Below are 25,821 nucleotides of genomic sequence, written 5' to 3'. Positions count from 1 at the left end.
GGCGTCCGCCGTGCGGACCGGGTCCTGGGGCAGGCGCGGGCCCCGGTCCCGCGTCAGGTCAGCGGGTGCGAGGTCCGGCCGGACGCCTCGTCGATCTCGTCGTGCGCCTTCGTCAGCATCTTCATCGCCAGTTCATTGAGCGCTCTGGCTCCCGCGATCTCCTCGCCCACCCTCGGCTGGTCCTTGTCGGAGGGGTGGCGGCTCGCGTATCCGTGGGCCCGCACCTCGGTCCCGTCGGGCAGCCGCACCAGGGCGGCCGCGCGGGTGCGGTGGGTGTCCTCGTCGAATTCGAGCTCCACATGCCACCCGACAGTTGTCATCACCATGACGATCACCTCCCTACCAGGGTGCTCCCGTTCCCCCGCCCCTGCACCACGGCACCGGCCCCCGGTTCCGTGACGCCTCCAGCAGGTCCAGGTCGAGGGTGCCCGCCACCGCCGGGGCGTCCGGCGGGAGCCGGAGGGCGGTCGCGACCGGCCCGGGGAGCGGGCCCAGGTCCAGCAGGCCGGTGACGATCCGGGCGGTCAGCGCGTGCCACTCCCCGGCGCGCCGGAGCATCGCGTGGTCGCTGCGCCGGATCGCGACCAGACAGGAGCGGGCACCGGCCAGCCGGGCACGGGCCGTGAGGCGCTGGGAGGCGCGGGGGCTCGTGATGCGGTCGCGGGTGCTGTGCAGCAGGACGACGTCGCGGCCCGCGAGCTGGTCGACCGGATCGTCCGCCGGACACCACGGGGCGAGGCCGACCACCCCGCGCACCAGCGGGTGACCGGCGGCACGCAGGGCGGCGCGGGCGCCCATCGAGTGGCCGACCAGGACCACCGGGATCTCCCCGGCCTCGCGGCCGAGGGCGTCCAGGGCGCGCAGGGCGTCGTGGAGCGGGTCCTCGCGGGGGCCGTTCCAGCCGTGGTGGGCGTAGCGGGCGGTGCGTACGAGAACGTCTCCGCCGCCCGTCGCCCCGGCGATGGTCCGGGCGAAGGGGCGCATCCGCATGCCGGGCAGATTCAGCGGGCCGGGCAGCGGCGCGGCCAGGCCCGTCTCCGCGCCGCCGTGCAGCAGGAGCACGGCCGCGGACGGGCGGACGGCGGCGGACGGGCGGACGGCGGACGGCGGTGCTGCCATACGTACCTCCTGGTGCGGGAGCCGGACCCGTACCGAGCATGCTGTACGGGACACGGACGGAAAAACCCGGCAGCACCGGACCACGGAGGAACCGACATGGGATCGTCACCACAAATCGGCCTGATCGCCCCGGACTTCACCCTGCCGGGCGGCCGGCTCGCCGGCGAGGACTTCGAACGCCGCGACTACGACCTCGCCGCGGCGCGCGGCCGTGCCGTGGTCCTCGCGTTCTACCCGGGCGACAACACGGCCGTGTGCACCAAGCAGCTCTGCTCGTACTCCTCGGGCATGGAGGCCTTCGGCGAGCTCGACGCGGAGGTCTGGGGAATCAGTCCACAGGGTGTGGACAGCCACGAGTCGTTCGCCCGCGCCCACGGCCTGCGGATGCCGCTGCTCGCGGACACCGGGCGGGAGACCGCGCGGGCGTACGGCGTCGCGGCGCCCGGGATCGGGGTCCGCCGCGCGATCTTCCTCATCGGCCCGGACGGGGTGCTGCGCTGGAAGCATGTCGCGCTGCTCGGCGCCACCTACCAGTCGCTCGACAAACTGACCGAGCAGTTGTCCGGCATCAAGAGCGCGTAAAAGATTGCCGGAACCCGGCAGTACGGGCTGTCGGGCGCCTATGGGATCATCCAGCCAGTTCGACGGAAATGTTCGGGGGATTTCGAAGATCTCGGGGAGGGTGATCACGTGACCTTGTTTCTCGGTCTCGGCATTGCGGGAATCGTCCTGCTCGTACTGTCCCTGATCTTCGACGGAATCCTCGAAGGTCTCTTCGGGGGCGTGCTGGACGGCCTCTTCGACGGCCTCCTGTCCCTCCCGGTCATCGCGGGATTCCTCTCGATGCTCGGCTTCGGCGGCGCGATCGTGCTCGGCACCACCGGCGCCGGCACGGTCGCCGCGACCGTCGCCGGAGCGCTGGCCGGGCTGGTCGCAGCCTGGCTGACCTGGAAGTTCAGCCGGGCCCTGATGCGGGACCAGACCAGCGCCACACCGCGCAGCGACGACCTCGTCGGCACGTCCGGGTCGGTCGTCACGGCCATCCCGGCCGAAGGCTACGGCGAGGTCCTGCTGCGACTCGCGGGCCAGCACGTGAAGCTGGCGGCGAAGAGCGCGGTGCCGGTCGCACGCGGCACCGAGATCTGGGTGGAGGCCGCGTTGTCGGCCACCTCGGTCGCGGTCCGGCCCGTCGAGCGCTGAGCCGGGCCCGTCGAACGCCGAGTCCGACCCGTCGAACGCCGAGTCCGACCCGTCGGGCACCGAGTCCGACCCGTCGGGCGCCGACCACCGCCCGAGCCGATCCACCGTGCCGCACCGCGGCACACCGCCCGAAACCGAGCTGCCGTCCCCTCAGGGAGGCAGGGGGGACACCCTTATGAGCCCAGTCGTGACCGCAGTCGCCGGAGTCGTCGTACTCCTGGTGCTGCTCGCACTCGTCGTCATCACCCGCTACAAGGTCGCCGGGCCCAGCGAGGCGTTCATCATCACCGGCCGCCGCGGCAAGAAGTCGACCGACCCGGTGACCGGCCGCACCAGCATCGACAACAGCGGCCAGAAGGTCGTCGTCGGCGGCGGCGTCTTCGTCGTCCCGTTCGTCCAGCAGAAGTTCACCCTGGACCTCTCCAGCCGGCACATCCCGATCGCGGTGCGCGGCGCCGTCACCCTGCGCGGCGTGAAGTCCAACCTCGAAGGCGTCGCGATCGTCAAGGTCGGCGGCAGCGAGGAAGCGATCCGGGCCGCGGCCCAGCGCTTCCTCCAGCAGCAGGACGGCATCGTCGGCTTCACCCAGGAAGTGCTCTCCGGTGCGCTGCGCGCCATCGTCGGCCGGATGTCGGTCGAGGACATCATCCGCGACCGGGCCGCGTTCGCCGGCCAGGTGGCGGAGGAGGCCGAGGCCAGCCTCTCCGGCCAGGGCCTGATCCTGGACGCCTTCCAGATCCAGGACATCACCACCGAGGGCTCCTACCTGGAGGACCTCGGCCGCCCCGAGGCCGCCCGCGCCAAGCAGGAGGCGGACATCGCCGAGGCGATTGCCAAGCGGGCCTCGGAGCAGGCCCGGCTGAAGGCCGCCGAGGAGATCGCCATCGCCGAGCGGACCTTCTACCTCAAGCAGGCCGAGATCAAGGCCGAGACGGAAGCCGCCGCGGCCAAGGCCAACGCGGCGGGCCCGCTCGCCGAGGCCGCCCGCCAGCAGGAGGTCCTCCAGGAGCAGGAGAAGGTCGCCGAGCGCCAGGCCGCGCTGACCGACCGCGAGCTCGACACCAAGGTCCGCAAGCCCGCCGACGCCGCCCGCTACCAGGCCGAGCAGGAGGCCGAGGCCCGCCGGATCTCCCAGGTCAAGGAGGCCGAGGCGGACGCCGAGCGCTCCCGGCTGACCGGTCAGGGCGAGAAGCTGCACCGCTCGGCGCTCGCCGACGCCGTCCGCATCGAGGGCGAGGCGGAGGCCGCGGCCATCGCGGCGAAGGGTGCGGCCGAGGCCGAGGCCATGCAGAAGAAGGCCGACGCGTTCGCGCAGTACGGCGACGCGGCCGTGCTCCAGATGCTGGTCGAGGTGCTGCCGCAGGTCGTCGCCAAGGCGTCCGAGCCGCTGAGCGCCATCGACAAGATGACCGTGATCTCGACGGACGGCGCGAGCCAGCTGTCGCGCACGGTCACCGACAACGTCGCCCAGGGCATGGAACTCCTCAGCTCCACCACGGGAGTCGACCTCACCGCCCTGCTGAAGAACCTCAAGGGCTCGGGCTCCCGGGCGGAGGTCCCGGCCCAGCCGGAGACCGCCGCCCAGGACGACAGCCAGAACGGCAAGATCGAGATCACCGACTGATCCGGCGGACCAACGCCCGTACGTGCCCGGACGATTGCACATCGTCCGGGCACACCCGGTTCCGGACTCAATCGGCCAGATCCACCCGCACGGTCAGCAGATTCGTACCCACGGCCCGCACGACGGCGCTGTTGTAGCGCGGCAGGGTCCGGAGCCGGGCACGGGCGTCGTCCTGGGGCAGCGGGTGCGCGATCCCGTCGTACCAGCGGCCCGCGATACGGACCCGCACCCGGGGATCGGCCCGGATGTTGCGGACGTACTGAGACTTGTCGCCGTACTCGGAGACCAGCCAGAACTCCTGGCCCACATGCCGACCGCCGACCGGGGTGCGGCGCGGCAGGCCGGAGGTGCGGCCGGTCGTCTCCAGCAGGATCTGTGACTTCGACCGTCTGGCGAGCGGGTTGACCACGTGCCGCTGGAGCGATGTGATCGCCCGGAACTTGAGCTCTCGACTGCCCGCCATGCGTGCCCCTTCCGCCCGTCGCCGCCCATGGGCGTCCCGGCCAGTCCCTGACGACTGCGCCCGCGAGCCTACGACGCTACGCCCCTGTCGCCGCATCGCGGGCGCTACCGGAAGCGGGCGTGGCGGCGGGAACCACGGACGGATCCGCCTCCGCCCCTCGCTCCCGCCCTCGCTCCCGCCCTCGCTCCCGCCCCTGCTCGCCCTCGATGATCGCCGCGACCCGCTCCCGCCACGGCAGTGGATCGGGCTCGCTCTCCATCTCGGCCCGCCGGGCAGCCCAGTAGACCCGGTTCGCCTCACGGGCACACGGCCCGCACAGGTTCTCGTCCCCGGCGGGGCGGAACACATGCTCCTCGCCCTCCCCCTCGCAGACGATGAACTCCCTTACGGGCGGCGGCGCGACGGGTGGGGCCGGGGCAGCCACCGGCGCCGGGAGCTTCTGGACGAGCCGGTGACGCAGGAACCCGACAGCGGACCGTACGCCGTCCCTGGGCAGCTCACTGATCAACGCCCGCCGCAGATCCGCAGCACTCACCCCGCGCCGAATCCACTCGGCAGCGGCCTCGGCCAGCCCCCGCGCCTCCCGGACCCCGAGGTGCAGTTGGGGATTCGCGTGCCGCAGCGAGAGCAACACCCGTTCTCCCTCCCCGACTTCGGAAGCTACGAACTCTTCGAACGCTTCGGACGCTTCGGACGCTTCGACGTCTTCGGAGGGTGGGTGGGAGTAGTTCTCCCCAAGTTCTTCATCTACCGGTTCATAACCACCGACCGCCCGGCCCCCCGGCTCACCGACGGCCGGATTCCGCGCACCCGGACGGGCGCCCGGGGCCGCAGGAGCTGACGGGGCCGATGGGGCTAATGCGCCACAAACCCTGTCGTTCCGCACCGCGGCAGCCTGTTCAACCGTCAGAGGAACATTCGCGCACAGCTGGTCGGTCACCCAGAACCCGCGGTCCCCCTGCCGCCTCCACTCGTGCACGAACCCGACCGCGATCAGCTGCCCCTTGGCCCTCTGATACGCCCGTCCCGTGATCCCGAGCTTCTTCGCGTGCTCACTGAGCGCCTTGTCGGCCTGCTCATCGGGAAGCCCCTGTACGTACAGGAGAAGAATCTTCGCGTCACTGCTCAGACGCGGATGCCGCACGACGTCGTGCGAAGCCTTCGTGTAGCGCCGAGAGGGCGCGATAGCATGCCAAAGCATCCCGGTGGAGTCTCTTCCACTCGTGGTGAAGGCCCTCGGAATGGTGCTGCTAACACCCCCGGGGGCCGCCCCATGCGCAGGAGCACACAGAGCGTGATGGCGCGATCACGGTACCGCATGAAATCGGCGCCCTGCGCCACAACCGGAAATCCCCGGCCCAACCCGCCAGGACAGCCCAAAACAATCCTCCCCAGGGCTACTTGCCCCTTCCCGGCCCTTCGCCGCCCGCTTGCTTGATGCCGACGACGACAACGACAAAGCCCCAGGTTTGTTGCCTGGGGCTCTGCTGTGGAGCTCTGCTGTGGAGCTCTGCGTGGAGCGAGTGACGAGAATCGAACTCGCGCTCTGAGCTGGGGAATCACGGACGGTTCGGCGGGCTGCGCTCGCTTGGCCAGGGGCACGGACCAGAACCTCCATGCCCTGCCGACGCAGCAGGTCATAGAGGTTCTGCCTCCCTTTCCGGCGAGGCAACGGGTCAGCCGACGGCTCCGAGGATCGGGGCCCAGGTGGGACCGGTGAGTGCGGCCACCGCCTGCTTCTGGGAGAGCGGGGGGGTGTCACGGGTCGGCTTCGGGGTGTTTCCGCCGCTGAAGTCACCGGCGGTGTCCCATTGCACCAGCTGAAGCTGGGCGCCGGTCGACTTCAGGGTCACCGTCGTCGTCCATCGGTGAGCGATCTCGGAGTCGGGAACGGGGTCGGCACCCATCGGCTGCCTTTCCGCGATCTTCTCCGACACCACCAGGGCCCCGCCGGGAAGCGCAGCACTGCTCGGCAACTCGCTCAGCTCGCAGGTATCACCGGCGTCAGCACGCCCGGCCATGTTGTCGCAGATCAGCCCGTCGCCGTCCCTGAGCGGCAGCTTGAGCCGCATGGCCGAGACACCGACGCTGGCGGCACCGTGCCCGTCATTGACGTCCACTTCGCCGTTGGCGACCCACCCGCCGTTCGGATTCGACGGGTCGTTGCTCTGGCCGTGCTCCTGGCCGAACCTGCTCCCGGGGAACGTCTTCTTCACGGCGTCGATCATCTGGGTGCCGCTGATCGCGGAGCGGGGCATCGCCAGCGCCACCGTTTCCATGTCGGATCCCGCTGAGCGGGCCCCGGCGAGCGCGCCGGGGAGCACCAGTCCGGCTGCCGCGATCGCGGCGCAGGCACCGACCCCGGCGATGACACCGGCGCTGCGCCGACGACGGCTGCGGCTCCGCCCGCGCTCGACGGCTCCGTCCGTGAGCCGGGTGAGATCGGGTTCGAGGGAGTCGGTCGTGCGGTCCAGGGCGTGTGCGAGGTCTGCTTCGAACGGCATGCTGGCGTCACCTTTTCTGTCTCTGATGGAGGTTCTGCGACGGGTACGACCGGTGTGCACCGTTGTTCAGTGCCGGACTGTTCAGTGCCGGACCAGGTCGGACAGGCTGTCGCCGAGCAACGCACGCACCCTGTTGAGCGCCCGGGTGCCCTGGGAGCGGACCGCGCTGCTGCTCAGCTTGAGCATCCGGGCGGTCTCCTCGATGCTGCGGTCCTCCCAGTAGCGCAGCAGCAGCACCGCCCGGTCCCGGGGCGGGAGTTGGCCGAGCGCGTCCAGCAGGGTGAGCCGCAGCGCGGCGTCCGGGCCGGCCGTCGCACTGTCGGGCATGTTCCCGGTGGGGCGCTCGCCGGTGCTGCGCCGACGCCGCAGGGTGAGGGAGGTGCGGACCAGGATCGTCTGGGCGTAGGCCGCCGGGCTGTCCGCCCTGGCCACCCGCTTCCAGTGCACGTACACCCGGCTGAGGGTTTCCTGGACCAGGTCCTCGGCAAGATGTGCGTCACCGGCCGCGAGAACGTACGCCGACCGGTACAGCGCCTTCGCCCTCTCGGCCACGAACTCCAGGTACTGATCCTCCTGCGCTGATTTCACTCGGCCCCCGCCTGCTCTCTTGTTCCGTGATCCCCGTGCATACCCCTTTGACTACGTGGGACGGCAGGATGTCGCGCGGCAGGAGCACCTTCTTTTTCCACCGCTCTTTTGCACCGCTGCGGCGTCAGAGGTGAGCCTTTCCCCTCTCACGACGACGCATGCTGTTGTGCCGCGCGGCCACCGCTTGAGGTGACGGCAACCTAGACGGCCACCCGGGCCGCTCGTTCGCGGAGCTCCTGGGCCTCCGGGACTCCGTTGTACCGGCGGAGGCGCACGCGCATGTCCTGGAGAGCGGCCTGGACCTTCACCGAGCGGATGCCGTCGGCGCCGTCGAGGAAATCGCGCCAGGTGGCCATGGCACCGTCGGTGTCGCCTTGCCGCAGGCCGACGCCGCCGAGGTCGGCGAGGACGATGGCGCGTGTACGGCGGCGGTCGAGGCCGTGGATGTCGAGGGACAGATGAAGGTGTTCCTCGGCGGCGTCGAGGTCGCCGAGGCGGGAGAGGATCATGCCGGATTCATGGGCCCAGCGGCCGGGTGAGTAGTGAGCGGCCCAGGAGTCGCCGACCGCGGCCGCCGGCTTGGCGATGGCGGTCTCGGACCTGGCGAGATGCCTGATGGCCATGGTCCGGTCGTCGTCCTGGGCAGCGGCGTTGGCGAGGGTGGCCTCGTAGTAGGCGACCGCGCGCGGGTTGTCGAGGTGCTGGCCGTATTCGACACAGGCTTCGCCGAGCTGGACCGCCTCGGCCCGGAGTTCCGGGCCCACCCCGCAGACCAGATCCGGCGGCAGTGTGTTCCCCGCCGTGGGAGGCCCGAGGACGTGGCCGCTCTGGTCGCATTCCTCGTCGGTCCCTCCGCGTCGTTCATCACTGGGCAATCCGTACACGTCGACGGCGGCTTGCTGCTACCGCTGCCGCTCCACTGAGACCGCCAACAACCAAGGAAAGAGCACCACATGATCGAGCGAGTCCGCGCTGTCCTCGTCACCCCGAACGACACGATGCTGGTCATCCGCCGCACCCGGCCCGGCATCCCCGTCTACTGGGTCCTGCCCGGAGGCGGCGTCGAAGACACCGACGAATCCCGGGAGGCCGCCCTCCACCGGGAGATCCACGAGGAGATCGCCGGCAAGGCCGACATCGTCCGCCTCCTGCACACGCTGGAGACCGACGACGAGCGACAACTCTTCTACCTCGCCCGCATCGAGGCATGGTCCTTCGACGACCGCACCGGACTCGAGTTCAGCGCCGAAGGCCGGGGCGAATACGCCCTGGAAGAGATCCCGCTGACCACGTCCGGCATCGGCAGCATCGACCTCAAGCCCGAAGAGATCACCCACGTCTTGCGGGGCGCGATCGGTGACGGAGTCCTTGCCTCCGCTGAACATCGCTGAACTCCCCTGGACTTCTCTGCACTCCTCCGAGCAGGCACCGAGAATCCGACACACGGGACGATCTTGGCTGATATACGCTGCGCCTGACTTGATCGAACAGTTCGGCGAATCCGTATCTCCGGATACGCCTGCCCGGGGGGGCATTCCCATGACTTCGCAGTCCCGCGTGGTGCTCGGCATCGCGCTCACTCCCATTCTCGCCCTGGCGGCCGCCGCCCCGGCCGCCGCCCGCACCACCGCCACGGTCGCGGCCCCGGCCACCACCGGCACCACCGCCACGGCCGCCGTCGAGACGCGTGCGCCGGGCCCGTGGGGCACCCGCACCCTGCATGCCCCGAACCCCAACCCCGCCTCCGCATCGGGCGGGCTGAACGTCCTGGAGTCGGCCGGGAACGGCGCCCTCGTCTCCCTCACCGGCGACGGGCTCTCCCGTTCCACCCGGATCCGGCCCGCCGGCAGCACCCGTTGGCTCGCCCCGCAGACCTGGCCGGACGCCGGCGGGTACAACACCGAGCTCGTCCCGCTCGGCGACGGCTCGGTGCGCCTGGTCTGGCGGGCCGAGCGCGCCGACGACCACAACAACTATTGGCTGAAGGTGGCCACCCTCGCGCCCGGCGCGACCGCCTTCTCCGAGCCCGAGTACGTCGCCGCGGTCCCCGAGAAGGGCTACCACCACCTGGCAGCGGCCCCCGATGGCCGGCTGGTCGCCGTGTGGTCGGTCTCCGGCGTGGTGAAGGCGGCCGAGAAGACCGGCCCGCAGGCCGCGTGGACCACTCCGGCCGACCTCAACGTGCAGCCGCCGTCCGGCAGTCGGGACATTTCCGCCATGGACCTGGCGGTCGCCAAGGACGGCACCGCTCTGCTGGTGTGGCAGTGGCAGGCGAGCAAGGCCGTCGTCGCCCTGGAGAAGGCCCCCGGCGCGTCCGCCTGGACCGCGGTCAAGGGCTTTCCGGTCCCGGGCGTGGACCTGGCGCGCCCGAAGGTGTTCGCCAGTCCGCAGGGCGGCTTCGATGTGTTCTACGACGACAACGCGCACCTCATGCACACGCGCCGGGCCGTCAGCGCCACGCAGTGGAGCACCCCTCGTTCCGCCGCCAACTACGGCAGCACGTACGGGATGACGGCGCCCGTCCACCTGCCCAACGGCGACCTCTTCGTCGCCGGTGGGCCCGGCTACTCGACCGGCCCCTGGTACGCGGTGCGCTCGGCGGCCACCGGCGCCTGGCAGCCGTACACGCAGCCCTTCTCCACGCACAAGAAGGTGCGCGCGGTGAGCGCGGCCGCCACCTCGGGCGGCACGGTCACGGTGACCTGGCGGGAGGGCTACTCGGGCGAGGAGTACACGATGGCCGCCGTCTTCAAGGGCGGCACCTGGTCCGCCCCGCGGCGGCTGAGCGCGACGGGTGCCCAGTCCACCGGGGCGCCCCAGGTGGCTGCCGATGCGCTCGGCCGGCCCGTCGTGCTGTGGGACGAGTACAAGCTGACCGACACGAACAGCATCGCCCTGGACGGCGTCCAGCAGGCCACCACCACCAGCCGCGCGCTGCCCAAGTGGGGTGACTACACGGACGACGGCAAGCCCGACCTGTTCGGCCGGAACAGCACCGGGCTGAAGGTGTACGCGGGCGACGCGACGAAGCTGTCCGCGGGGCAGCGCGCGAGCAGCTGGCCGACGGGCACGCTCGTGCTGCCGTACGGCGACCTCGACGGCGACCGCTGCAACGACGTGTTCGTCCGCTACCCGAAGGGCGAGGCCCGGGTCTACCCGACGGTCTGCGGCGGGCTGCCCGACCAGCAGTCGTTCCACGTCAAGGTCTCCTCGGACTGGAGCGGGTACGACGCTGTCGTCTCGCCCGGCGACGTGACGGGCGACGGCCGGGCCGACCTGCTGACCCGGTCCGCCGCGACCGGGAAGCTGTACGTGTACGCGAACAACGGCGCGGGCGGCTTCAAGGCCCGCTCGCTCGCCGGGTCCGGCTTCGGCGGCTACAAGAAGCTGCTCGCCGCCGGGGACCTCGACGGTGACGGCAAGAACGACCTGCTGGCCCTCGACGCGTCGAACGAGCTGTGGCGGTTCCGAGGGACCGGCACCGGCACCTTCAAGCCCCGGTCGCTGGTCTTCAAGGACTGGGGCACCTCCTACAAGGACGTGGTCGGCGGGCTCGACCTGTCCGGTGACAGCCGGGCCGACCTGATCTCGCTCGACAAGACCGGCCACGCCTGGCTGAACCGGGGCAACGGCCACGGCGGCTTCGACAACCGGTCACAGGCCGGCAAGACCACGAACTGGTCGGCCATCCGCATCTCCTAGCGGCGCCGTCCGGACAAAAGGAGAAGCCCCGGGCCAGCGGCCCGGGGCTTCTTCGTGGAGCGGGTGCCGAGAGTCGAACTCGCGCTCCGAGCTTGAGAATCAGGGATCAGATCAGGTGTCGTGGCCCCTGAGCGGTGACTACCTACCCGGACTCGGTGCGGTGCAGGGCAACGAGTTCGCTCAGGTCGTTGGAGACCATGACTTGCGCGAGACGGCCGGCCACCGCCACAACCCGCGGCCATGCTGTCGCTCGCAGGTACTGCTCGTCGGTGTCGTTCGGAGCCTCGGATCCTGCGGCGTTGAGCGCGGAGCCCAGCTGACGCATGAGGTCGACCTCTTCGTCGGTCCGCAGACTGATACCGAGGTACCGCTCCGGTTGGTCGGCATCGCAGAAGTCGTCGAAGAGCACGTGAAAGATGTGGTCCACGTTCTCGAAAGCTGACGGATCGAGCCACACCGCTCGCTGCCACGGGGGGGTTGGCCAGAGCCAGCACTGCGGGCACGAGGTTGACGCGGAAGTTCGCCAGGAGCTGCCCGTCCTCAGTCACGGGCCGGAGCGTACTGCCGCCGCCCGGTGGTGTCGATTTCTCTGCCAAAGCCCCAGTGGCACAGCTTCCCCCCGGGCTTGGGAAGCATTGATCGTTCGGGCGGGCCGACGTGTCCGGCCTCGGCGTACACCCCGTCGCCCCCACTCATCGCTCACGCGTGAAGCGCACCGGATGCGAACCCGACAGCCCCGCACGCCACAGGCGGCGGGACCCTCCGGATAAGGTAATGCGTAGATAAAGAGATCACCAAGTGCGTCAAGAGCCGCCGCACCTCTCGGGAGGAAGCCATGGGAACCCACCGCACCACGCTGCCCGGAGTCGGTGTGCAGTACGACTACACGACCGAGTCGGGCCAGCACATCTCCGTCGTCGTCCACCACGACGGGCGGCGGTTCATCGGCTTCTACGACCAGGACGACCCCGATTCCTGCCGGCTCTCGGTACCCCTGACACCACAGGAGGCCACCGGCCTCGCGCACCTCATCGACGCCGCGCCCATCGACGCCGTACGCACCGAGGGCATCGACCTGGTCACCGAGCACATCCCGCTCGGGACGCGCTCCCCGTACGGCGGGCGGCTGCTCGGGGACACCAGGGCCCGGACCAGGACGGGGGCCTCGATCGTCGCCGTGCTGCGGACCCACAGCGCGCATCCGTCCCCCGGACCGGACTTCCGGCTGGCCATCGGGGACACGCTCGTGGTCGTCGGTACACGTGAGGGCGTCGACACGCTCTCCGAGATCATTGCGGAGGGCTGACCGTGCACGACACGACCGCACTGCTGGTGGAGCTCGGCTCCGTCATTCTGGGGCTCGGACTCATCGGACGGTTTGCCGGACGCATAGGGCTCTCGCCGATCCCGCTCTATCTGCTGGCCGGGCTCGCCTTCGGCGAGGGCGGGCTCCTGCCGCTGGGGGCCAGTGAGGAATTCACCGCCGTCGGTGCCGAGATCGGCGTCATCCTGCTGCTGCTCCTGCTCGGCCTGGAGTACAGCGCCTCGGAACTGGTGACCAGCCTCAAGACCCAATACCCGTCCGGGGCCGTGGACTTCGTGCTCAACGCGACCCCGGGAGCGGTGGCGGCACTGCTGCTCGGCTGGGGGCCGGTGGGCGCGGTCGCCCTGGCCGGGGTCACCTGGATCTCGTCATCCGGGGTCATCGCGAAGGTGCTCACCGACCTCGGGCGGCTGGGCAACCGGGAGACGCCCGTCATCCTCGGCGTGCTCGTCATCGAGGACCTGTCGATGGCCGTCTATCTGCCGCTGCTCACCGCGATGCTCGCGGGAGTGGGCCTCGCCGGGGGCAGTATCGCCCTGCTCATCGCACTCGGCACCGTCGGGTTCGTGCTCTATCTGGCGCTGCGGCACGGGCGGTTGATCAGCCGCGCGGTGTCCTCGGACAACCCGGAGATGCTGCTGCTGGTCGTCCTCGGGCTGACCGTCCTGGTGGCCGGTGTGGCACAGGAGTTGCAGGTGTCCGCCGCCGTCGGCGCGTTCCTGGTCGGGATCGCGCTCTCGGGCGAGGTCGCCGAGGGGGCGCGCAAGCTGCTGACGCCGCTGCGGGACCTCTTCGCCGCCGTCTTCTTCGTGTTCTTCGGGCTCTCCACCAATCCGGCCGAGATCCCGCCGGTGCTGCTCCCCGCGGCGCTGCTGGCGATCACCACCGTCCTCACCAAGATCGCCACCGGTTGGTACGCGGCCCGGCGGGCCGGAATCGGTTCGCGCGGACGGTGGCGGGCCGGCGGAACGCTCGTCGCGCGCGGCGAGTTCTCCATCGTCATCGCCGGTCTGGCCGTGGCGACCGAGCCCCGGATCGGGCCCATCGCCACCGCCTACGTCCTCATCCTCGTCATCGTCGGACCGCTCACCGCCCGCTGGACCCAGCCGGTCGTGGCCAGGATCCAGGCGTGGCGCGGCCGGGACGGCAGCGGCAGCGGTGGTGGCGGTGGCGGTGGCGGTGGTGGCGGTGGCGGTGGCAAGGGGAGCGGCGAGCTCCCCGCGACGCGTCCGGTGCCCGCCGCGCCCGCCGTCCAGGAGGAGTTCGCCTCCTCCGCCGACTGAGGCCGGACGTACGGGCCCGGCGGACGACCGTCCGCCGGGCCCGCCCGGCTCACAGCGGGGTCGCCGCGTGCAGGATCCCCACCAGCGTCACGGCCGCGTTGAGCGACGACAGCGCCGAGGCCGCCGTGCCCACCGTCGCGACCAGCGCCGCGAGGGCGACATGGGCGGACGACGGCGGCCACAGCCGGACCGGCGGAACCGGGGCGAGCAGCGCCGCGACCCGGCGCGGCACGGGGCCCGCCGGGGCCGCGAAGGCGGCGAAGCCGGCCGAGACGTCCGGAGCGCGGTGCGAGTACAGCGCCGCCTTGCCGACCGCGATGGCCACCACCCGCCGGTCGCCGACCGCGCACGCGGCCTCCTCGTCCGCCCACCGTTCGGTGCTGAACGACACCGCGGTACGCAGCGGCAGCAGGAACGGATTGGCGCGCGCCGCGAGTTGAACGGCCAGCAGATAGCGGTGGTGCCGGGCGGCCAGATGGGCCCGCTCATGGGCGATCAGGGCCCGTCGCTCACGGACATCCAGGCACTCGGCCATCGCGGTCGAGACGACGACGCGGCCCGGACTCCCGGGCAGCGCGTAGGCGTACGGCTCCGGGTCCGGGAGCACCGCGACATCGCCCGAGACCACGGAAGGCGCGGCGGCCAGCGCGCGGCGCGCGCCGATCCGCAGCCGCAGATGGCGGTAGACCGTCCACCCGCACGCCACCAGCACCGCCGCCAGCGCCCCGATCGCGACGATGCCCGCCTTCACCTCGTACGGCACCGCGTCCCGCACCTCCGGATCCGACCAGCTGTCCGGCAGCGGATTGCCCGGCAGTTGTGCGGTACCCACCACCATCAACAGCCCCAGGCAGAGCGTGCTGCACAGGGCGAGCATCGCGCCGACGACGGCGAGCAGCCGGGTCGCGATGCGGGGGTGCAGATGCTGTTCGGCCAGGCGCGCGATCGGCAGCGCGGTCAGCGGCAGCACGAGCGGCAGACAGACGAAGACACCCATCGGCGGGCTACAGGCCTTCCGTGTCACTGGGGTTGCCCGGATCGTCCGGGGCGTCCGCCCGCGCCAGAAGTGCGCGCAGCCGCTCCTCGTCGCCGGGGGAGAGGTCCGAGATGAAGCGGGCGAGCACGGCGTCGCGGTCCCGTTCGCCGTCCAGCACCCGGCGCATCCGCAGGGCCGCGAGACCGGCCTCGTCGGAAGCGGACGTCCAGGTGTAGGAGCGGCCCTCGCGGGACCTGGTCACGGCCTTTTTCGCGTAGAGGCGGGAGAGGATCGTGATGACGGTGGTGTACGCGAGGTCGCCTTCGAGGTGTTCCTGGACCCAGCCGGCCGTCGCGGGGCCGTTCGCCGAGTGCAGCACGGCGAGGACCTGGGCCTCCAGTTCGCCCTGCCCGCGCCTGCGCAGTCGCCGGGCCGCGGGGTGCACCGCGCCGGGGAGCACGGCGCCGGGGAGCGGTTCCACGGGGGCGGGCACTCCGTCGCGCGGTGGTTCGTTGTCCGGGTGGTGGCCGGGCCTGGCCGAGTCCATCGGGGGTCCGCCCTTCTGCGATGCCGCGTCGGCCGCGGCGTCGCAGCATCTTAGACCGACCGGCAATTGGGGGGTGGGAGAAGGAGCGGGGCTGGGTGCGTGCGGCTGCAAGGCGGAGGATTGAGGCATGGCGGAGCCATGGTGATTGACGACAACGCCGCAGACGCGCGTACCCAGCCCCGCGACGCCGCCCCCCAATTGCCGGTCGGTCTTACTGACCGCCGTTTCCGGGGCATGTCTCCGGGACACAGCGGACGACGCGACGGGGGCAAAGCATGCCGGGAGGGGCACTTACTTCTACACGTCTGTAGAGTTGGACCTCAATCCGGCAACGCACCGCAACGCAACGTATGGAGACGTCATGGCACTGTGGGATCGGATCAAGGAATCCGCCTCGTCGATGCAGTCGCAGCTGGAAGCGAAGAAGAACGACCTGAAGAGCGGGGCGTTCCGCGACGCGAGCATGGCCATGTGCGCCCTCGTCGCCGCCGCCGACGGTTCCATCGACCCGTCCGAGCGCCAGCGCGTCGCCTCGCTGATCGCCTCCAACGAGGTCCTGCAGAACTTCCCGGCGGACGATCTGCAGCGCCGCTTCAACGACTACGTGAACAAGCTCACCGCCGACTTCGCCTTCGGCAAGGTCAGCGTGCTCCAGGAGATCGGCAAGGCGAAGAAGAAGCCCGCCGAGGCGCGTGCCGTCATCCAGATCGGCATCGTCATCGGCGGCGCCGACGGCGACTTCGACAAGTCGGAGCAGGCCGTCGTGCGGGAGGCGTGCTTCGCCCTCGACCTTCCGCCGCACGAGTTCGACCTGTAGCTCGTCCCGTCCGCCGGACCGGCTGCCCGGTCCGGCGCCCCGAACCGCCGGAAGAAACGCGGACCGACTGACCACCGGTCGGCGTCCGGCAGGCCGGGGGTGCGCGACTCCCCCCTGCGCACCCCCGGCCACTCCTCTCCGGACCCCGCATCCACCGCACGCGCGACGAGCGCGTCGACGGGTGCGGGGTTCCGTGGCGTCCCGCCCCGCCCCGCCCCGTCACAGCTCCTTGGCGGGCCAGTCCAGCAGCCGGGCCCCGATGACCGCCGTCTGCAGGGTGTAGCGGTGCATCGGCTCGGACGGATCGGAACCGGTCAGCTGGTGGATCCGCTCCAGCCGGTAGGTCAGCGCCCGCACGCTCAGTGACAGCCGGCGAGCCGTCTCGGCGGCCACACAGCCCGCGTCGAAGTAGGCGGTGAGCGTCTTCAGAAGCGGCTCGGCACCGCCGCGGGCCTGTTGGAGCGGGCCCAACTCACTGCGCACCAGATCGGCCATCGCCTGCCGGTCCCGGGTCAGCACCGGGTAGACCAGCAGATCGGCCGCGTACAGCACCGGATCGTCCAGAGCCATCCGCTCCGCCAGATCCAGCGCGTCCAGCGCCTCGTCGTAGGAGTGGACCACGCCGCCGGGCCCTTGGTGCGGGCGGCCCACCGCGACCCGGCCGCCGTCCGTCGCCGCGTGCGACTGCTTGGCGAAGTACCGCAGGACATCGGGCTGGCTGCCGGGGGCGATGCAGATCAGCCGCCCGTCCTTCGTCGTGATCAGGATCTTCCGGCCGCCGAAGCGGGCGAGCAGCGCCGCCTCGACCGTGCGCGGCACGGAGTCGGTCTCCGTGTACGCCTCCGGGCCCGTCGCCACCGCGACCGCGTGGGCGCGCGAGAGCCGCAGTCCGAACCGGGTGGCCCGCTCGGCGAGCCGACCCAGATCGCTGCGCCCGTACAGCAGATCGTCGATGAACTCGCGGCGCGCCGCCTCCTCTCGGCGCACCGTCATCCGCTGGGCCCGCTCGAAGCCCTCCGCGAAGGCGTCGACGGCCTGCTCGACCGCGGCCAGCACCGAATCCGCGGACGCGCCGCCGGCGGCGGAGGTCAGCGGCCAGGCGGCACGGGTCTCGGCGAGATGGCGGACGACCAGGGCGCGCAACTGGAATCCGGACTCGGCGGCCTCCCGGCCCGACAGGCGGCGCTCCTCCAGCTCGTCGCGGGTGAGGCGGCGGCCGGTGGCGGCCACATCGACCAGGATGCGGGCATAGTCCCCCAGAAGCACATCGGGTATCTCCGGCTCCGGCACGCCTTCTCCTCCAGTCCTGACGCGACTTTGACACTCACTCAACGCATACCGGCTGGTGCCGGTGCCCGGCATCAAGGAAGGGCAAAGATTGCCGGACTCCGGCAGTGCGGTGTCAGGTCTCCTGATGACACGATCCGGTCAGCACCAACCGGGGGAACACGGGGGACACGGGGGACGACCCGGCTGCTGCGGCACCGTTTCAGGCAGTGCCGCAGCACCTGGGTCACCATCGGCCGCCCGGCAGGACATGGGGGTGGACGGATGCAGGAGTTCTTGAGCGCGGCGACCGCGTTTCCGACCGTTCTGTTCGGCGCCGCACTGGCCGTCGTCGTCTTCTTCTGGCTCCTCGTGCTGGCCGGTGCGGCCGACCACCACTCCTTCGACGGCGACCTGGACACCGACCTGGCCGGGATCGGCGGGGTGCCGGTCACCGTCTCGGTGTCCGTGATGGTCGTCGTCGGCTGGTTCGCGAGCCTCACCGGTACGGTCCTGCTGCACCGCGGCGAGACCACCGGGCTCACCCGGGCCGCGCTCGCCTGTGGCGTGCTCGTCGGAGCGCTGCTGCTCGGCTGGATCGTGCTGCGGGTACTGGTGCGCTGCTTCCGCCGGCGCTTCCCGGACGAGCCTCCGCCATCGCGGCAGGACTTCCTGGGCCGGGTCTGCACGATCCGTACCGGTTCCGTCAGCTCCGACTTCGGCCAGGCCGAGGTCACGGCGGACGACGGCTCCACCGCGATCGTCCAGGTCAGGCTGCTCGCTCCGGCGGACGACACGGTCCTCGCCGCGGGCAGTGCGGGACTTCTGTACGCGTACGACGACGAGGGCGAGTTCTTCTGGGTCTCGCCCTACGACAAGGCGCTGGACCCGGGACCGCCGACGCCCCGACCACGCACGGCGCCGCGCACGGGTGCGCGCCGGACCCCGCGCCGTACCGGCTGACCGGCCGGACCGCCCGGACCGGCCACTGCGGTCGGCCGCCCGCACCGCCCGTCGTGTCGCCGCCGTCGCGCAGCCGGTCGCCCGCTGTCGGGCCCGTCCGCTGCCACAACCGCCGCACCCCCTTCCTTTCACCACCTTCCTCACCAGCCGCCAAGGACTGTCATGGATGCCATCACCCTGGGCTTCGGTGTGCTCGTAGCCGTTGTCCTGCTCATCGCCGTCGCCCTGCTCCTCGTCGTCAGCCGGCTCTTCCGCAAGGTCGAGCAGGGCAAGGCGCTGATCATTTCCAAGACCAAGAAGGTCGATGTCACCTTCACCGGGGCCGTCGTCCTGCCGGTGCTGCACAAGGCCGAGACCATGGACATCTCGGTGAAGACCATCGAGATCCGCCGCACCGGGCGCGAGGGCCTGATCTGCCAGGACAACATCCGCGCCGACATCCACATCAACTTCTTCGTGCGGGTCAACAAGACCGTCGAGGACGTCATCAAGGTCGCCCAGTCCATCGGTACGGAGCGGGCCAGCGACAAGGTGGCGATCCAGGAGTTCTTCGGCGCGAAGTTCGCCGAGGCGCTCAAGACCGTCGGCAAGCAGCTGGACTTCGTCGATCTCTACACCAAGCGCGAGGAGTTCCGGGACCGGATCATCCGGGTCATCGGCACGGACCTGAACGGCTACCACCTCGACGACGCGGCGATCGACTTCCTTGAGCAGACGCCGATGACGCAGCTCGACGGCGCCAACATCCTCGACGCGCAGGGCATCCGCAAGATCACCGAGCTGACGGCGATCGAGCACGTGCGCACCAACGAGTTCCAGCGCACCGAGCAGAAGGAGATCACCCGGCAGGACGTCGACGCCCGCGAGACCATCCTGGAGCTGGAGCGCCGGCAGGCCGAGGCCGAGATCAAGCAGCGCCGCGAGGTCGAGACGCTGCGGGCCCGCGAGGAGGCCGTCACCGCCAAGGTCCAGGAGGAGGAACGGCTGGGCGCCCAGACCGCGTTCATCCGTACCGAGGAGCAGCTCGGCATCCAGCGCGAGAACCAGGCCCGGGAGATCGCCGTCGCGCAGAAGAACCGTGAGCGGGTCATCGCGGTGGAGAACGAGCGCATCGAGAAGGACCGGCTGATCGAGGTCATCGGGCGCGAGCGGCAGACCGAGCTGAATCGGATCGCCGCGACGAAGGAGGTCGAGGCCGAGCGCCGCGAGGTCGCCGATGTGATCCGGGAGCGGATCGCGGTGGACCGTACGGTCGCCGAGCAGGAGGAGTCCATCAAGACGCTGCGGGCCGTCGAGGAGTCGGAGCGCACCCGCAAGTCGGTCATCATCGCCGCCGAGGCCGAGGCCCAGGAGAAGCTGGTCAAGGACATCAAGGCCGCCGAGGCGGCCGAGGCCGCGGCCACCCACCTGGCCGCCGAGCAGCTGACGCTCGCCGAGGCCCGGCTGAAGACCGCGGACCTGGACGCCCAGGCGAAGCTGCGGCTGGCCGAGGGCATCCAGGCGGAGTCCGCGGCGCCCGGCCTCGCGGAGATCCAGGTGCGTGAGGCGGAGGCCGATGTCATCGAGAAGGCCGGTCTCGCCGAGGCCGAGGCCACGTCCGCCCGGCTCAAGGCCGAGGCGGAGGGCGCCAGGCTCAAGGCGCTCGCGACGGCGGAGGGCACCCAGGCCCAGGCGACGGCCGACGCGGCGGTGATCGGCGAGAAGCTGAAGGCCGAGGCGGCGGGCCTGACCGAGAAGGCGGCGGCGATGGCGGCGCTGGACGACGCCTCGCGCGGGCACGAGGAGTACCGGCTGCGGCTCGCCGCGGAGAAGGAGATCCGGCTGGCCGGCCTCGATGTGCAGCGGCAGGTGGCCGAGGCGCAGGCGACGGTGCTGGCCACCGGCCTGGAGAACGCCGACATCGACATCGTCGGCGGGGAGTCGGTCTTCTTCGACCGGCTGGTCTCGTCCATCTCCATGGGCAAGAGCCTCGACGGGTTCGTGGAGAACTCGGACACCGCGAAGGCCCTCGCGGGTCCTTGGCTGAACGGCACGTCCTCGTTCACGGACGATCTGACCCGGGTGCTCGGGTCGGTGTCCACGGGCGATGTGCAGAATCTGACGGTGTCCGCGCTGCTGATGCGGATGATGCGGGCGCCGGGCGCCGGGGTCGCCCCGGGACAGATCCAGCAACTGCTCTCCGCAGCGAACGAGTTGGGACTGGCCGACCTGCCGGTCTCGGCGATGGCCGGGGCGGATGTCCCCGCGGTGACCGGAGCGGCGGACGCCTCCGCCGTACCCGTCTCGCGGAACGGGTCGACGCCGGTCGCCCAGGCCCTGTAGTAGGGCGCGGATCGCCGGACGGGCGGGGCACCCGAAGCCCGTCCGGCGACGGAGGAAACAGCGCGGCCGGAGGGTGCGCAACCCGACGACTGGACGCACCACCCGCACCACACGCCTCGCAACACCTCGCAGGGAGAGCCGTACGTATGGACACCGACACCACGACCGCAGCGCCCACCGGCGGCCCCGTGGACGCGGGGACGTACGACGTGCTGCGCCGCCGGCTCGGCGATAGGGCCGCCGAGCTCGCGCGCCGCGCCAAGGAGCTCAACACGCGGCGCACCGAGGAGTTCGGCTCGACCGAGCTCCGGCTCACCGGCACCGAGCAGATCCGCACCGAGCGCGCGGCCGTGCCCCGCGACCTGGTGGCCGTCGGCGGACGGCTGCTGTTCGGCTTCGAACGGGGCCCCGGGGCGGCGGATCCGGCCGAGGTGGCCGACGTACTCGCCCTGTACGAGCCGGAGTTGGGGTCGCCCGTCGCGGACGGGCCGCTGGCCGACGAGAGCTTCGTACGCGAGTTCACGGGGCTGCACCGCTACTACCGCGACGCCCGGCTGCTGCGGCTGCGCCGGGTGGACGGAAAGCTGCTCGCCGTCTTCCGTACCGGCGAGAGCGCGGACGGCATCCGGGTGCTCCGCTGGGCGCTCGGCCCGGACGGTTCGCCGGGCGCGTTCCTGGACGCACGCGGCGACCGCGACCATGTCTTCCCGCCGTCGCACGACTTCACCTGGACCGTCGCGGGGCGCGAGTCGCACGTCCTCGGCCGGCACCCGCACATCGCGGTGGGCGGGGACGGCGCGGACGCCGCCGTGCTCTTCGTCGACACGCTCGGCGGCACCCTCACCGTCAAGACGGTGAACGACACCGACACTCCCGACGGGATCTACGAGGAGCCGGTCGCCGAACCCCTCCAGTCGCTCGCCGACGCGGAGGTCGAGCACGCCACGATCGGACCGCTGGTCCTGCTCCGGGTCCGCCCGTACAACGAGGAGTCCTGGCGGTACCTGGTCTTCAACTCGCTGCTCGGGACCGTTCTGCGCCTGGACGGCATCGGGCCGGCCTGCCACCGGCTCCCGGAGGACCAGGGGATCATCTTCCCCGGCGGCTACTACCTCACCACCGGCAACGCCAAGACCTTCGACATCGCCGAGCCGCTCACCGACCCCGTCTTCGAGGGCGCCGTCCGTTCCCCGAACGGCGAGGACGTCCTCTACGTCTTCCGCTCCCCCGACGACGGCCGCGGCCTGCTCCTGCCCTACAACCTGATCCGGCAGGAGGTCGCCACCCCGCTCCAGGGCCGCGGCCACGCCCTGCTCGACGACGGCACGCTCGTCCTGCTGCGCACCACCGCCACCGGCGACGAACCGGCCCGGGTCCACCCCCTGCAGCGCTGGCGGACCCCGTACGTCTCCGACACCCACGCGGCCTCCCGCCCCGCCGGGACGGGCCCGCTGGCCCGGGTCGGCAACGCCGATCTGGTGCGCGGGATCTCCGACTGCCTGGCGCTGGCGCACAGCGCCGCCGAGACGACCGCGACCGCCGCCGTGTACGCGCAACTGGTCACGGACTGCACCCGCGCCACCGACCGCTACCACTGGCTCACCGACTCCGAACTCGGCGCGCTCGCGGTCCCGTTGGCGGAGCTCAAGGCCACTGCCCAGCAGGTCCTGACCGAGTTCGAGACGGTGCGGGAGCTGACCCGGCAGGCCGCCGAAGCACTCGACGGGGCGGCGGACCGGATCACCGCGCTCGTCCGCCGCATCCGCGGCGAGGCCCCGCGCTCGGCCGCCGCCTGGGTGGCCCAGTTGACCGAACTGCGCCGCGCCCACGGCCACTTGGCGACCCTCTCCGAGATGCGGTACGCGGACACCGGGCGGATCGCCGAACTCTCCGCCGCGACGGCCGCCGACCTGGAATCGGCCGCGCAGCGCGCCGTCGCCTTCCTCGGCCGGGACGACGCCTTCAGCGGCTACCACGAGGACACCGCCGGCCTCACCGCCGAGGCGTCCGCGCTCGCCACCGTCGCGGACGCGGCGGCGCTCGGCGAGCGGCTGAACGGGATGACGGAGGGCCTGAGCACCGTCACGGATGTCGTCGCCGGTCTCGACATCGGGGACACGACGGTCCGTACGTCGATCCTGGAGCGGATCGCCGAGGTCCTCGGCGGGGTCAACCGGGCCCGCGCCACGCTCGAAGCACGCCGCCGCGAACTCCTCGACCACGAGGGCCGCGCCGAGTTCGCCGCCGAGTTCGCCCTGCTCGGGCAGGCCGTCACCGGGGCCATCGCCGCCTCGGACACCCCCGACGCCTGCGACGAACAACTGGCCCGGCTGCTGATCCAGTTGGAGAACCTGGAGTCGCGGTTCGCCGAGTTCGACGACTTCCTCGCCGAGCTGGCCGAGCGCCGTACGGAGGTGTACGAGGCGTTCTCGGCCCGCAAGCAGACCCTGCAGGACGCCCGCGCCCGGCGCGCCGAGCGGCTGGCGGATTCGGCGGCCCGGGTCCTGGAGACCGTCTCGCGGCGGCTGTCCGCCCTGCCCGACCTGGACGCCGTCCACACCTACTTCGCCTCCGACCCGATGGTCGCCAAGATCCGCCGCACCGCCAAGGAGCTGCGCGGACTCGGTGATCCGGTGCGCGCCGAGGAGCTCGATGGGCAGCTGCTGGCCGCCCGCCAGGAGGCCGGTCGGGCGCTGCGCGACCGCAGCGAGCTGTACGCGGACGGCGGCGCCACGATCCGGCTGGGACGGCACCGGTTCGCCGTGAACACCCAGCCCTTCGACCTGACGCTCGTCCCGCACGGGGACCGGCTCGCGTTCGCCCTCACCGGCACGGACTACCGCTCCCCGGTCACCGACCCGGAGTTCGAGGCGACCCGCCCGTACTGGGAGCAGACCCTCCCCTCCGAGTCCCCTCGGGTCTACCGGGGCGAACACCTGGCCGCCCGGCTCCTCGACGAGCGGGGCGCGGACTCCCTCGCCGCCCTCGACCCGGCCGAACTCGCCGCCCTGGTACGGGAGTCGGCCGCAGCCGCGTACGACGAGGGTCATCAGCGCGGCGTCCACGACGAGGACGCCACCGCGATCCTCACCGCCCTGCTGCGGCTGCACTCCGGGGCCGGCCTGCTGCGCTGCCCGCCCGCCGTACGGGCGTCGGCCCAGCTCTTCTGGGCGTACGGCACGGACGAGGCCCGGCGCGCCTCATGGACCCGGCGGGCGCTCTCGCTGGCCCGCGCCCGCGAGACCTTCGGCCTCGCCCCGGCGGTCGACGCCCTTCAGGAGGAGTGGGCGGCCGTCATCCCGGGCGACGACCCGTCCGCCGTCGCCGCATACCTCTTCGAGGAGCTGACGAGCGGCCCGGCCGGATTCGTGACCAGCGCCAACGCCCGCACCTTCCTGGACAAGTTCCGCCGTACGACCGGGACTTCGGCGTACGACGAGGATCTCGCCGCGCTCCGCGACGACCTGCCGGCCCGCCGCCAGCTCGTCGAGGGCTGGCTCTCCTCGTACGCCGCCGCGAGCGGCACCGTGATCGACGCGGACGATCTCGCGGAGGCCGTCGCCGTGGAGCTCTGCCCGGAGCCGGTGCTCGACCGGTACGACTGCGAGGCCCCGCTGACCGCGCGGGTGGACGGCCTGCTCGGCACCCACCCGCGCATCGACCGGGGCACGCTGACCGTCCGGCTCGACGAACTCCTCGCCCGCACCGCCGGGTTCCGCACCGTGGCCGTTCCCGGGTTCCGCGCCTACCAGCGCCGGCGCACCGCGCTGGTGAACGCCGAGCGGACCCGGCTGCGGCTGGACGACCACCGGCCGCGCGTCATGTCGGCGTTCGTCCGCAACCGGCTGCTGGACGAGGTGTATCTGCCGCTGATCGGCGACAGCCTCGCCAAGCAGCTCGGCACCGCCGACGCCGACCGGCGCACCGACTCGCAGGGCCTGCTGCTGCTCGTGTCGCCGCCCGGCTACGGCAAGACGACGCTCATGGAGTACGTCGCCGACCGGCTCGGCCTGGTCCTCGTCAAGATCAGCGGACCGAACCTCGGCCACGACGTGACCTCGCTCGACCCGGCCCAGGCCCGCACCGCGACCGCCCGCCAGGAGATCGAGAAGATCAACTTCGCGCTGGAGTCCGGCAACAACACACTCCTCTACCTCGACGACATCCAGCACACCTCACCGGAACTGCTCCAGAAGTTCATCCCGCTCTGCGACGCCACCCGCCGCATCGAGGGCGTGCGGGACGGCGAACCGCGCAGCCACGACCTGCGGGGCAAGCGCTTCGCGGTGTGCATGGCGGGCAATCCGTACACGGAGTCGGGCGAGCGGTTCCGCATCCCCGACATGCTCGCCAACCGGGCCGACGTCTGGAACCTCGGCGAGGTGCTGAGCGGCCGCGAGGACGTCTTCGCGCTGAGCTTCGTCGAGAACGCGCTGACCGCCAACCCGGTGCTGGCCCCGCTCGCCGGCCGTTCCCGCGACGACCTCGTCCGGTTCGTACGCCTCGCCTCCCACACCGCCCCGGCGCCCGGCGCGGACCGGCTGGACCACCCGTACACCCCCGCCGAGGTGGACCGGATCGTCGCGGTCCTGCGCCATCTGCTGACCGCCCGGGACACGGTGCTCGCCGTGAACGCCGCGTACATCGCCTCGGCGGCGCAGACGGACGCGACGCGCACCGAGCCGCCGTTCCGGCTCCAGGGCTCGTACCGCAACATGAACAAGATCGCCGAGCGGATCGTGCCGGTGATGAACGACGCGGAACTGTCCGCCGTCATCGACGACCACTACGCGGGCGAGGCCCAGACGCTGACGAGCGGCGCGGAGTCGAACCTGCTGAAGCTCGCCGCGCTGCGCGGCCGGCTCAGCACCGAACAGTCCGCGCGCTGGTCCGCGATCACCGCCTCCTACGTCCGCACACAGGCGCTGGGCGGCCCGGACGGCGACCCCATGACCCGGGCCGTCGCCGCGCTGGGGCTGCTCGCGGACCGGATCGCGGCGGTCGAGTCGGCGATCGTCCGGGTCGCGGACCCGCGCCATCTGCTCACCAACCCGCAGGCCCGGCACGCGGCGCCCCCGCCCGCCGGGCCGACGGAAGACCGCTGACCGCACGCTCGCACAGGA

General features: G+C 71.6%; 23 protein-coding genes and 1 pseudogene. 13 read left to right on the top strand and 11 right to left on the bottom strand.

Going from position 1 to position 25,821, the window contains the following annotated elements; translation table 11 throughout:
* Positions 1 to 53: 53 nt before the first annotated feature.
* On the bottom strand, positions 54 to 326 hold the full coding sequence (locus tag OG611_RS08600) for a DUF1876 domain-containing protein (protein WP_266417142.1): 273 nt from the start codon (positions 324 to 326) through the stop codon (positions 54 to 56).
* Between the two features lie 13 nt (positions 327 to 339).
* Positions 340 to 1,119, bottom strand: a complete 780-nt coding sequence (locus tag OG611_RS08595) for an alpha/beta fold hydrolase (RefSeq protein ID WP_266417140.1) — start codon at positions 1,117 to 1,119, stop codon at positions 340 to 342.
* Between the two features lie 96 nt (positions 1,120 to 1,215).
* Here OG611_RS08595 and OG611_RS08590 point away from each other — a divergent pair, with 96 nt between their 5' ends.
* From OG611_RS08590 to OG611_RS08580, 3 genes are all read left to right on the top strand, one after another.
* A complete protein-coding gene (locus OG611_RS08590; RefSeq protein ID WP_266417138.1) occupies positions 1,216 to 1,701 on the top strand; it encodes a peroxiredoxin family protein in 486 nt (161 codons plus the stop codon).
* A gap of 108 nt (positions 1,702 to 1,809) precedes the next feature.
* Positions 1,810 to 2,319, top strand: coding sequence for a hypothetical protein (locus tag OG611_RS08585; RefSeq protein WP_266417136.1), 510 nt, complete (start codon positions 1,810 to 1,812; stop codon positions 2,317 to 2,319).
* A gap of 175 nt (positions 2,320 to 2,494) precedes the next feature.
* Positions 2,495 to 3,943 carry a flotillin family protein gene (locus OG611_RS08580; RefSeq protein WP_266417134.1) on the top strand — a complete coding sequence of 483 codons (1,449 nt, stop codon included), beginning with the start codon at positions 2,495 to 2,497 and terminating at the stop codon, positions 3,941 to 3,943.
* A gap of 67 nt (positions 3,944 to 4,010) precedes the next feature.
* Here the strand turns inward: OG611_RS08580 and OG611_RS08575 are convergent, their stop codons facing one another.
* Both OG611_RS08575 and OG611_RS40630 read right to left on the bottom strand, forming a co-directional pair.
* Positions 4,011 to 4,406, bottom strand: coding sequence for a nitroreductase/quinone reductase family protein (locus OG611_RS08575; protein ID WP_266417132.1), 396 nt, complete (start codon positions 4,404 to 4,406; stop codon positions 4,011 to 4,013).
* Between the two features lie 76 nt (positions 4,407 to 4,482).
* Positions 4,483 to 5,040, bottom strand: coding sequence for a hypothetical protein (locus tag OG611_RS40630; protein ID WP_323180136.1), 558 nt, complete (start codon positions 5,038 to 5,040; stop codon positions 4,483 to 4,485).
* Between OG611_RS40630 and OG611_RS40625 the strand changes: the two genes are divergently transcribed.
* Entirely contained in the window at positions 5,020 to 5,247 is a 228-nt protein-coding gene (locus OG611_RS40625) for a hypothetical protein (RefSeq protein ID WP_323180135.1), read from the top strand. The two genes, OG611_RS40630 and OG611_RS40625, sit on opposite strands and share 21 nt — an antisense overlap.
* 835 nt (positions 5,248 to 6,082) lie before the next feature.
* Here OG611_RS40625 and OG611_RS08565 read toward each other — a convergent pair.
* The 3 genes from OG611_RS08565 to OG611_RS08555 all read right to left on the bottom strand — a co-directional run bounded on the left by OG611_RS08565 (position 6,083) and on the right by OG611_RS08555 (position 8,262).
* Positions 6,083 to 6,910, bottom strand: a complete 828-nt coding sequence (locus OG611_RS08565; protein WP_266417129.1) for a hypothetical protein — start codon at positions 6,908 to 6,910, stop codon at positions 6,083 to 6,085.
* Between the two features lie 81 nt (positions 6,911 to 6,991).
* A complete protein-coding gene (locus tag OG611_RS08560; protein WP_266417127.1) occupies positions 6,992 to 7,498 on the bottom strand; it encodes a SigE family RNA polymerase sigma factor in 507 nt (168 codons plus the stop codon).
* Positions 7,499 to 7,698: 200 nt separating this feature from the next.
* Positions 7,699 to 8,262: a hypothetical protein gene (locus OG611_RS08555; RefSeq protein ID WP_323180279.1), complete on the bottom strand. Its 564-nt coding sequence runs from the start codon at positions 8,260 to 8,262 to the stop codon at positions 7,699 to 7,701.
* 3 nt (positions 8,263 to 8,265) lie between these two features.
* On the opposite strand from OG611_RS08555, the pseudogene OG611_RS08550 reads away from it, so the two are divergent.
* From OG611_RS08550 to OG611_RS08540, 3 genes and pseudogenes are all read left to right on the top strand, one after another.
* Positions 8,266 to 8,421 (top strand): annotated as a pseudogene (locus OG611_RS08550) (SDR family oxidoreductase); the annotation flags it as partial.
* Between the two features lie 30 nt (positions 8,422 to 8,451).
* Complete coding sequence (locus OG611_RS08545; RefSeq protein ID WP_266417124.1) at positions 8,452 to 8,889, top strand: NUDIX domain-containing protein; 438 nt, start codon at positions 8,452 to 8,454, stop codon at positions 8,887 to 8,889.
* 148 nt (positions 8,890 to 9,037) lie between these two features.
* The gene (locus OG611_RS08540) at positions 9,038 to 11,200 is read left to right on the top strand and encodes a VCBS repeat-containing protein (RefSeq protein ID WP_266417121.1); all 2,163 of its coding nucleotides are present in this window, start codon (positions 9,038 to 9,040) and stop codon (positions 11,198 to 11,200) included.
* 142 nt (positions 11,201 to 11,342) lie between these two features.
* Here the strand turns inward: OG611_RS08540 and OG611_RS08535 are convergent, their stop codons facing one another.
* Positions 11,343 to 11,627, bottom strand: a complete 285-nt coding sequence (locus OG611_RS08535; protein ID WP_266417119.1) for a hypothetical protein — start codon at positions 11,625 to 11,627, stop codon at positions 11,343 to 11,345.
* 408 nt (positions 11,628 to 12,035) lie between these two features.
* On the opposite strand from OG611_RS08535, the gene OG611_RS08530 reads away from it, so the two are divergent.
* Complete coding sequence (locus OG611_RS08530) at positions 12,036 to 12,506, top strand: cation:proton antiporter regulatory subunit (protein ID WP_266417117.1); 471 nt, start codon at positions 12,036 to 12,038, stop codon at positions 12,504 to 12,506.
* 2 nt (positions 12,507 to 12,508) lie between these two features.
* On the top strand, positions 12,509 to 13,807 hold the full coding sequence (locus tag OG611_RS08525; RefSeq protein ID WP_266417115.1) for a cation:proton antiporter: 1,299 nt from the start codon (positions 12,509 to 12,511) through the stop codon (positions 13,805 to 13,807).
* 49 nt (positions 13,808 to 13,856) lie between these two features.
* Here OG611_RS08525 and OG611_RS08520 read toward each other — a convergent pair whose 3' ends face one another.
* Entirely contained in the window at positions 13,857 to 14,804 is a 948-nt protein-coding gene (locus OG611_RS08520; RefSeq protein ID WP_266417113.1) for a M56 family metallopeptidase, read from the bottom strand.
* Positions 14,805 to 14,811: 7 nt separating this feature from the next.
* Positions 14,812 to 15,330, bottom strand: coding sequence for a BlaI/MecI/CopY family transcriptional regulator (locus OG611_RS08515; protein WP_323180134.1), 519 nt, complete (start codon positions 15,328 to 15,330; stop codon positions 14,812 to 14,814).
* Between the two features lie 361 nt (positions 15,331 to 15,691).
* On the opposite strand from OG611_RS08515, the gene OG611_RS08510 reads away from it, so the two are divergent.
* Complete coding sequence (locus OG611_RS08510) at positions 15,692 to 16,147, top strand: tellurite resistance TerB family protein (protein WP_093899464.1); 456 nt, start codon at positions 15,692 to 15,694, stop codon at positions 16,145 to 16,147.
* A 219-nt stretch (positions 16,148 to 16,366) separates the two neighbouring features.
* On the opposite strand, the gene OG611_RS08505 is transcribed toward OG611_RS08510, so the two are convergent.
* Positions 16,367 to 17,437, bottom strand: a complete 1,071-nt coding sequence (locus OG611_RS08505) for a CdaR family transcriptional regulator (RefSeq protein ID WP_266417108.1) — start codon at positions 17,435 to 17,437, stop codon at positions 16,367 to 16,369.
* Between the two features lie 261 nt (positions 17,438 to 17,698).
* Here OG611_RS08505 and OG611_RS08500 point away from each other — a divergent pair, with 261 nt between their 5' ends.
* From OG611_RS08500 to OG611_RS08490, 3 genes are all read left to right on the top strand, one after another.
* Positions 17,699 to 18,376, top strand: a complete 678-nt coding sequence (locus OG611_RS08500; RefSeq protein WP_266417106.1) for a hypothetical protein — start codon at positions 17,699 to 17,701, stop codon at positions 18,374 to 18,376.
* Between the two features lie 162 nt (positions 18,377 to 18,538).
* Positions 18,539 to 20,698, top strand: coding sequence for a flotillin family protein (locus OG611_RS08495; protein WP_266417104.1), 2,160 nt, complete (start codon positions 18,539 to 18,541; stop codon positions 20,696 to 20,698).
* Positions 20,699 to 20,844: 146 nt separating this feature from the next.
* Positions 20,845 to 25,803, top strand: coding sequence for a DNA repair ATPase (locus OG611_RS08490; protein WP_266417102.1), 4,959 nt, complete (start codon positions 20,845 to 20,847; stop codon positions 25,801 to 25,803).
* Positions 25,804 to 25,821: the final 18 nt, after the last annotated feature.

The sequence above is a fragment of the Streptomyces sp. NBC_01363 genome (assembly GCF_026340595.1).
GTDB lineage: Bacteria > Actinomycetota > Actinomycetes > Streptomycetales > Streptomycetaceae > Streptomyces.
This window is presented reverse-complemented; position numbering and strand designations above follow the sequence as displayed.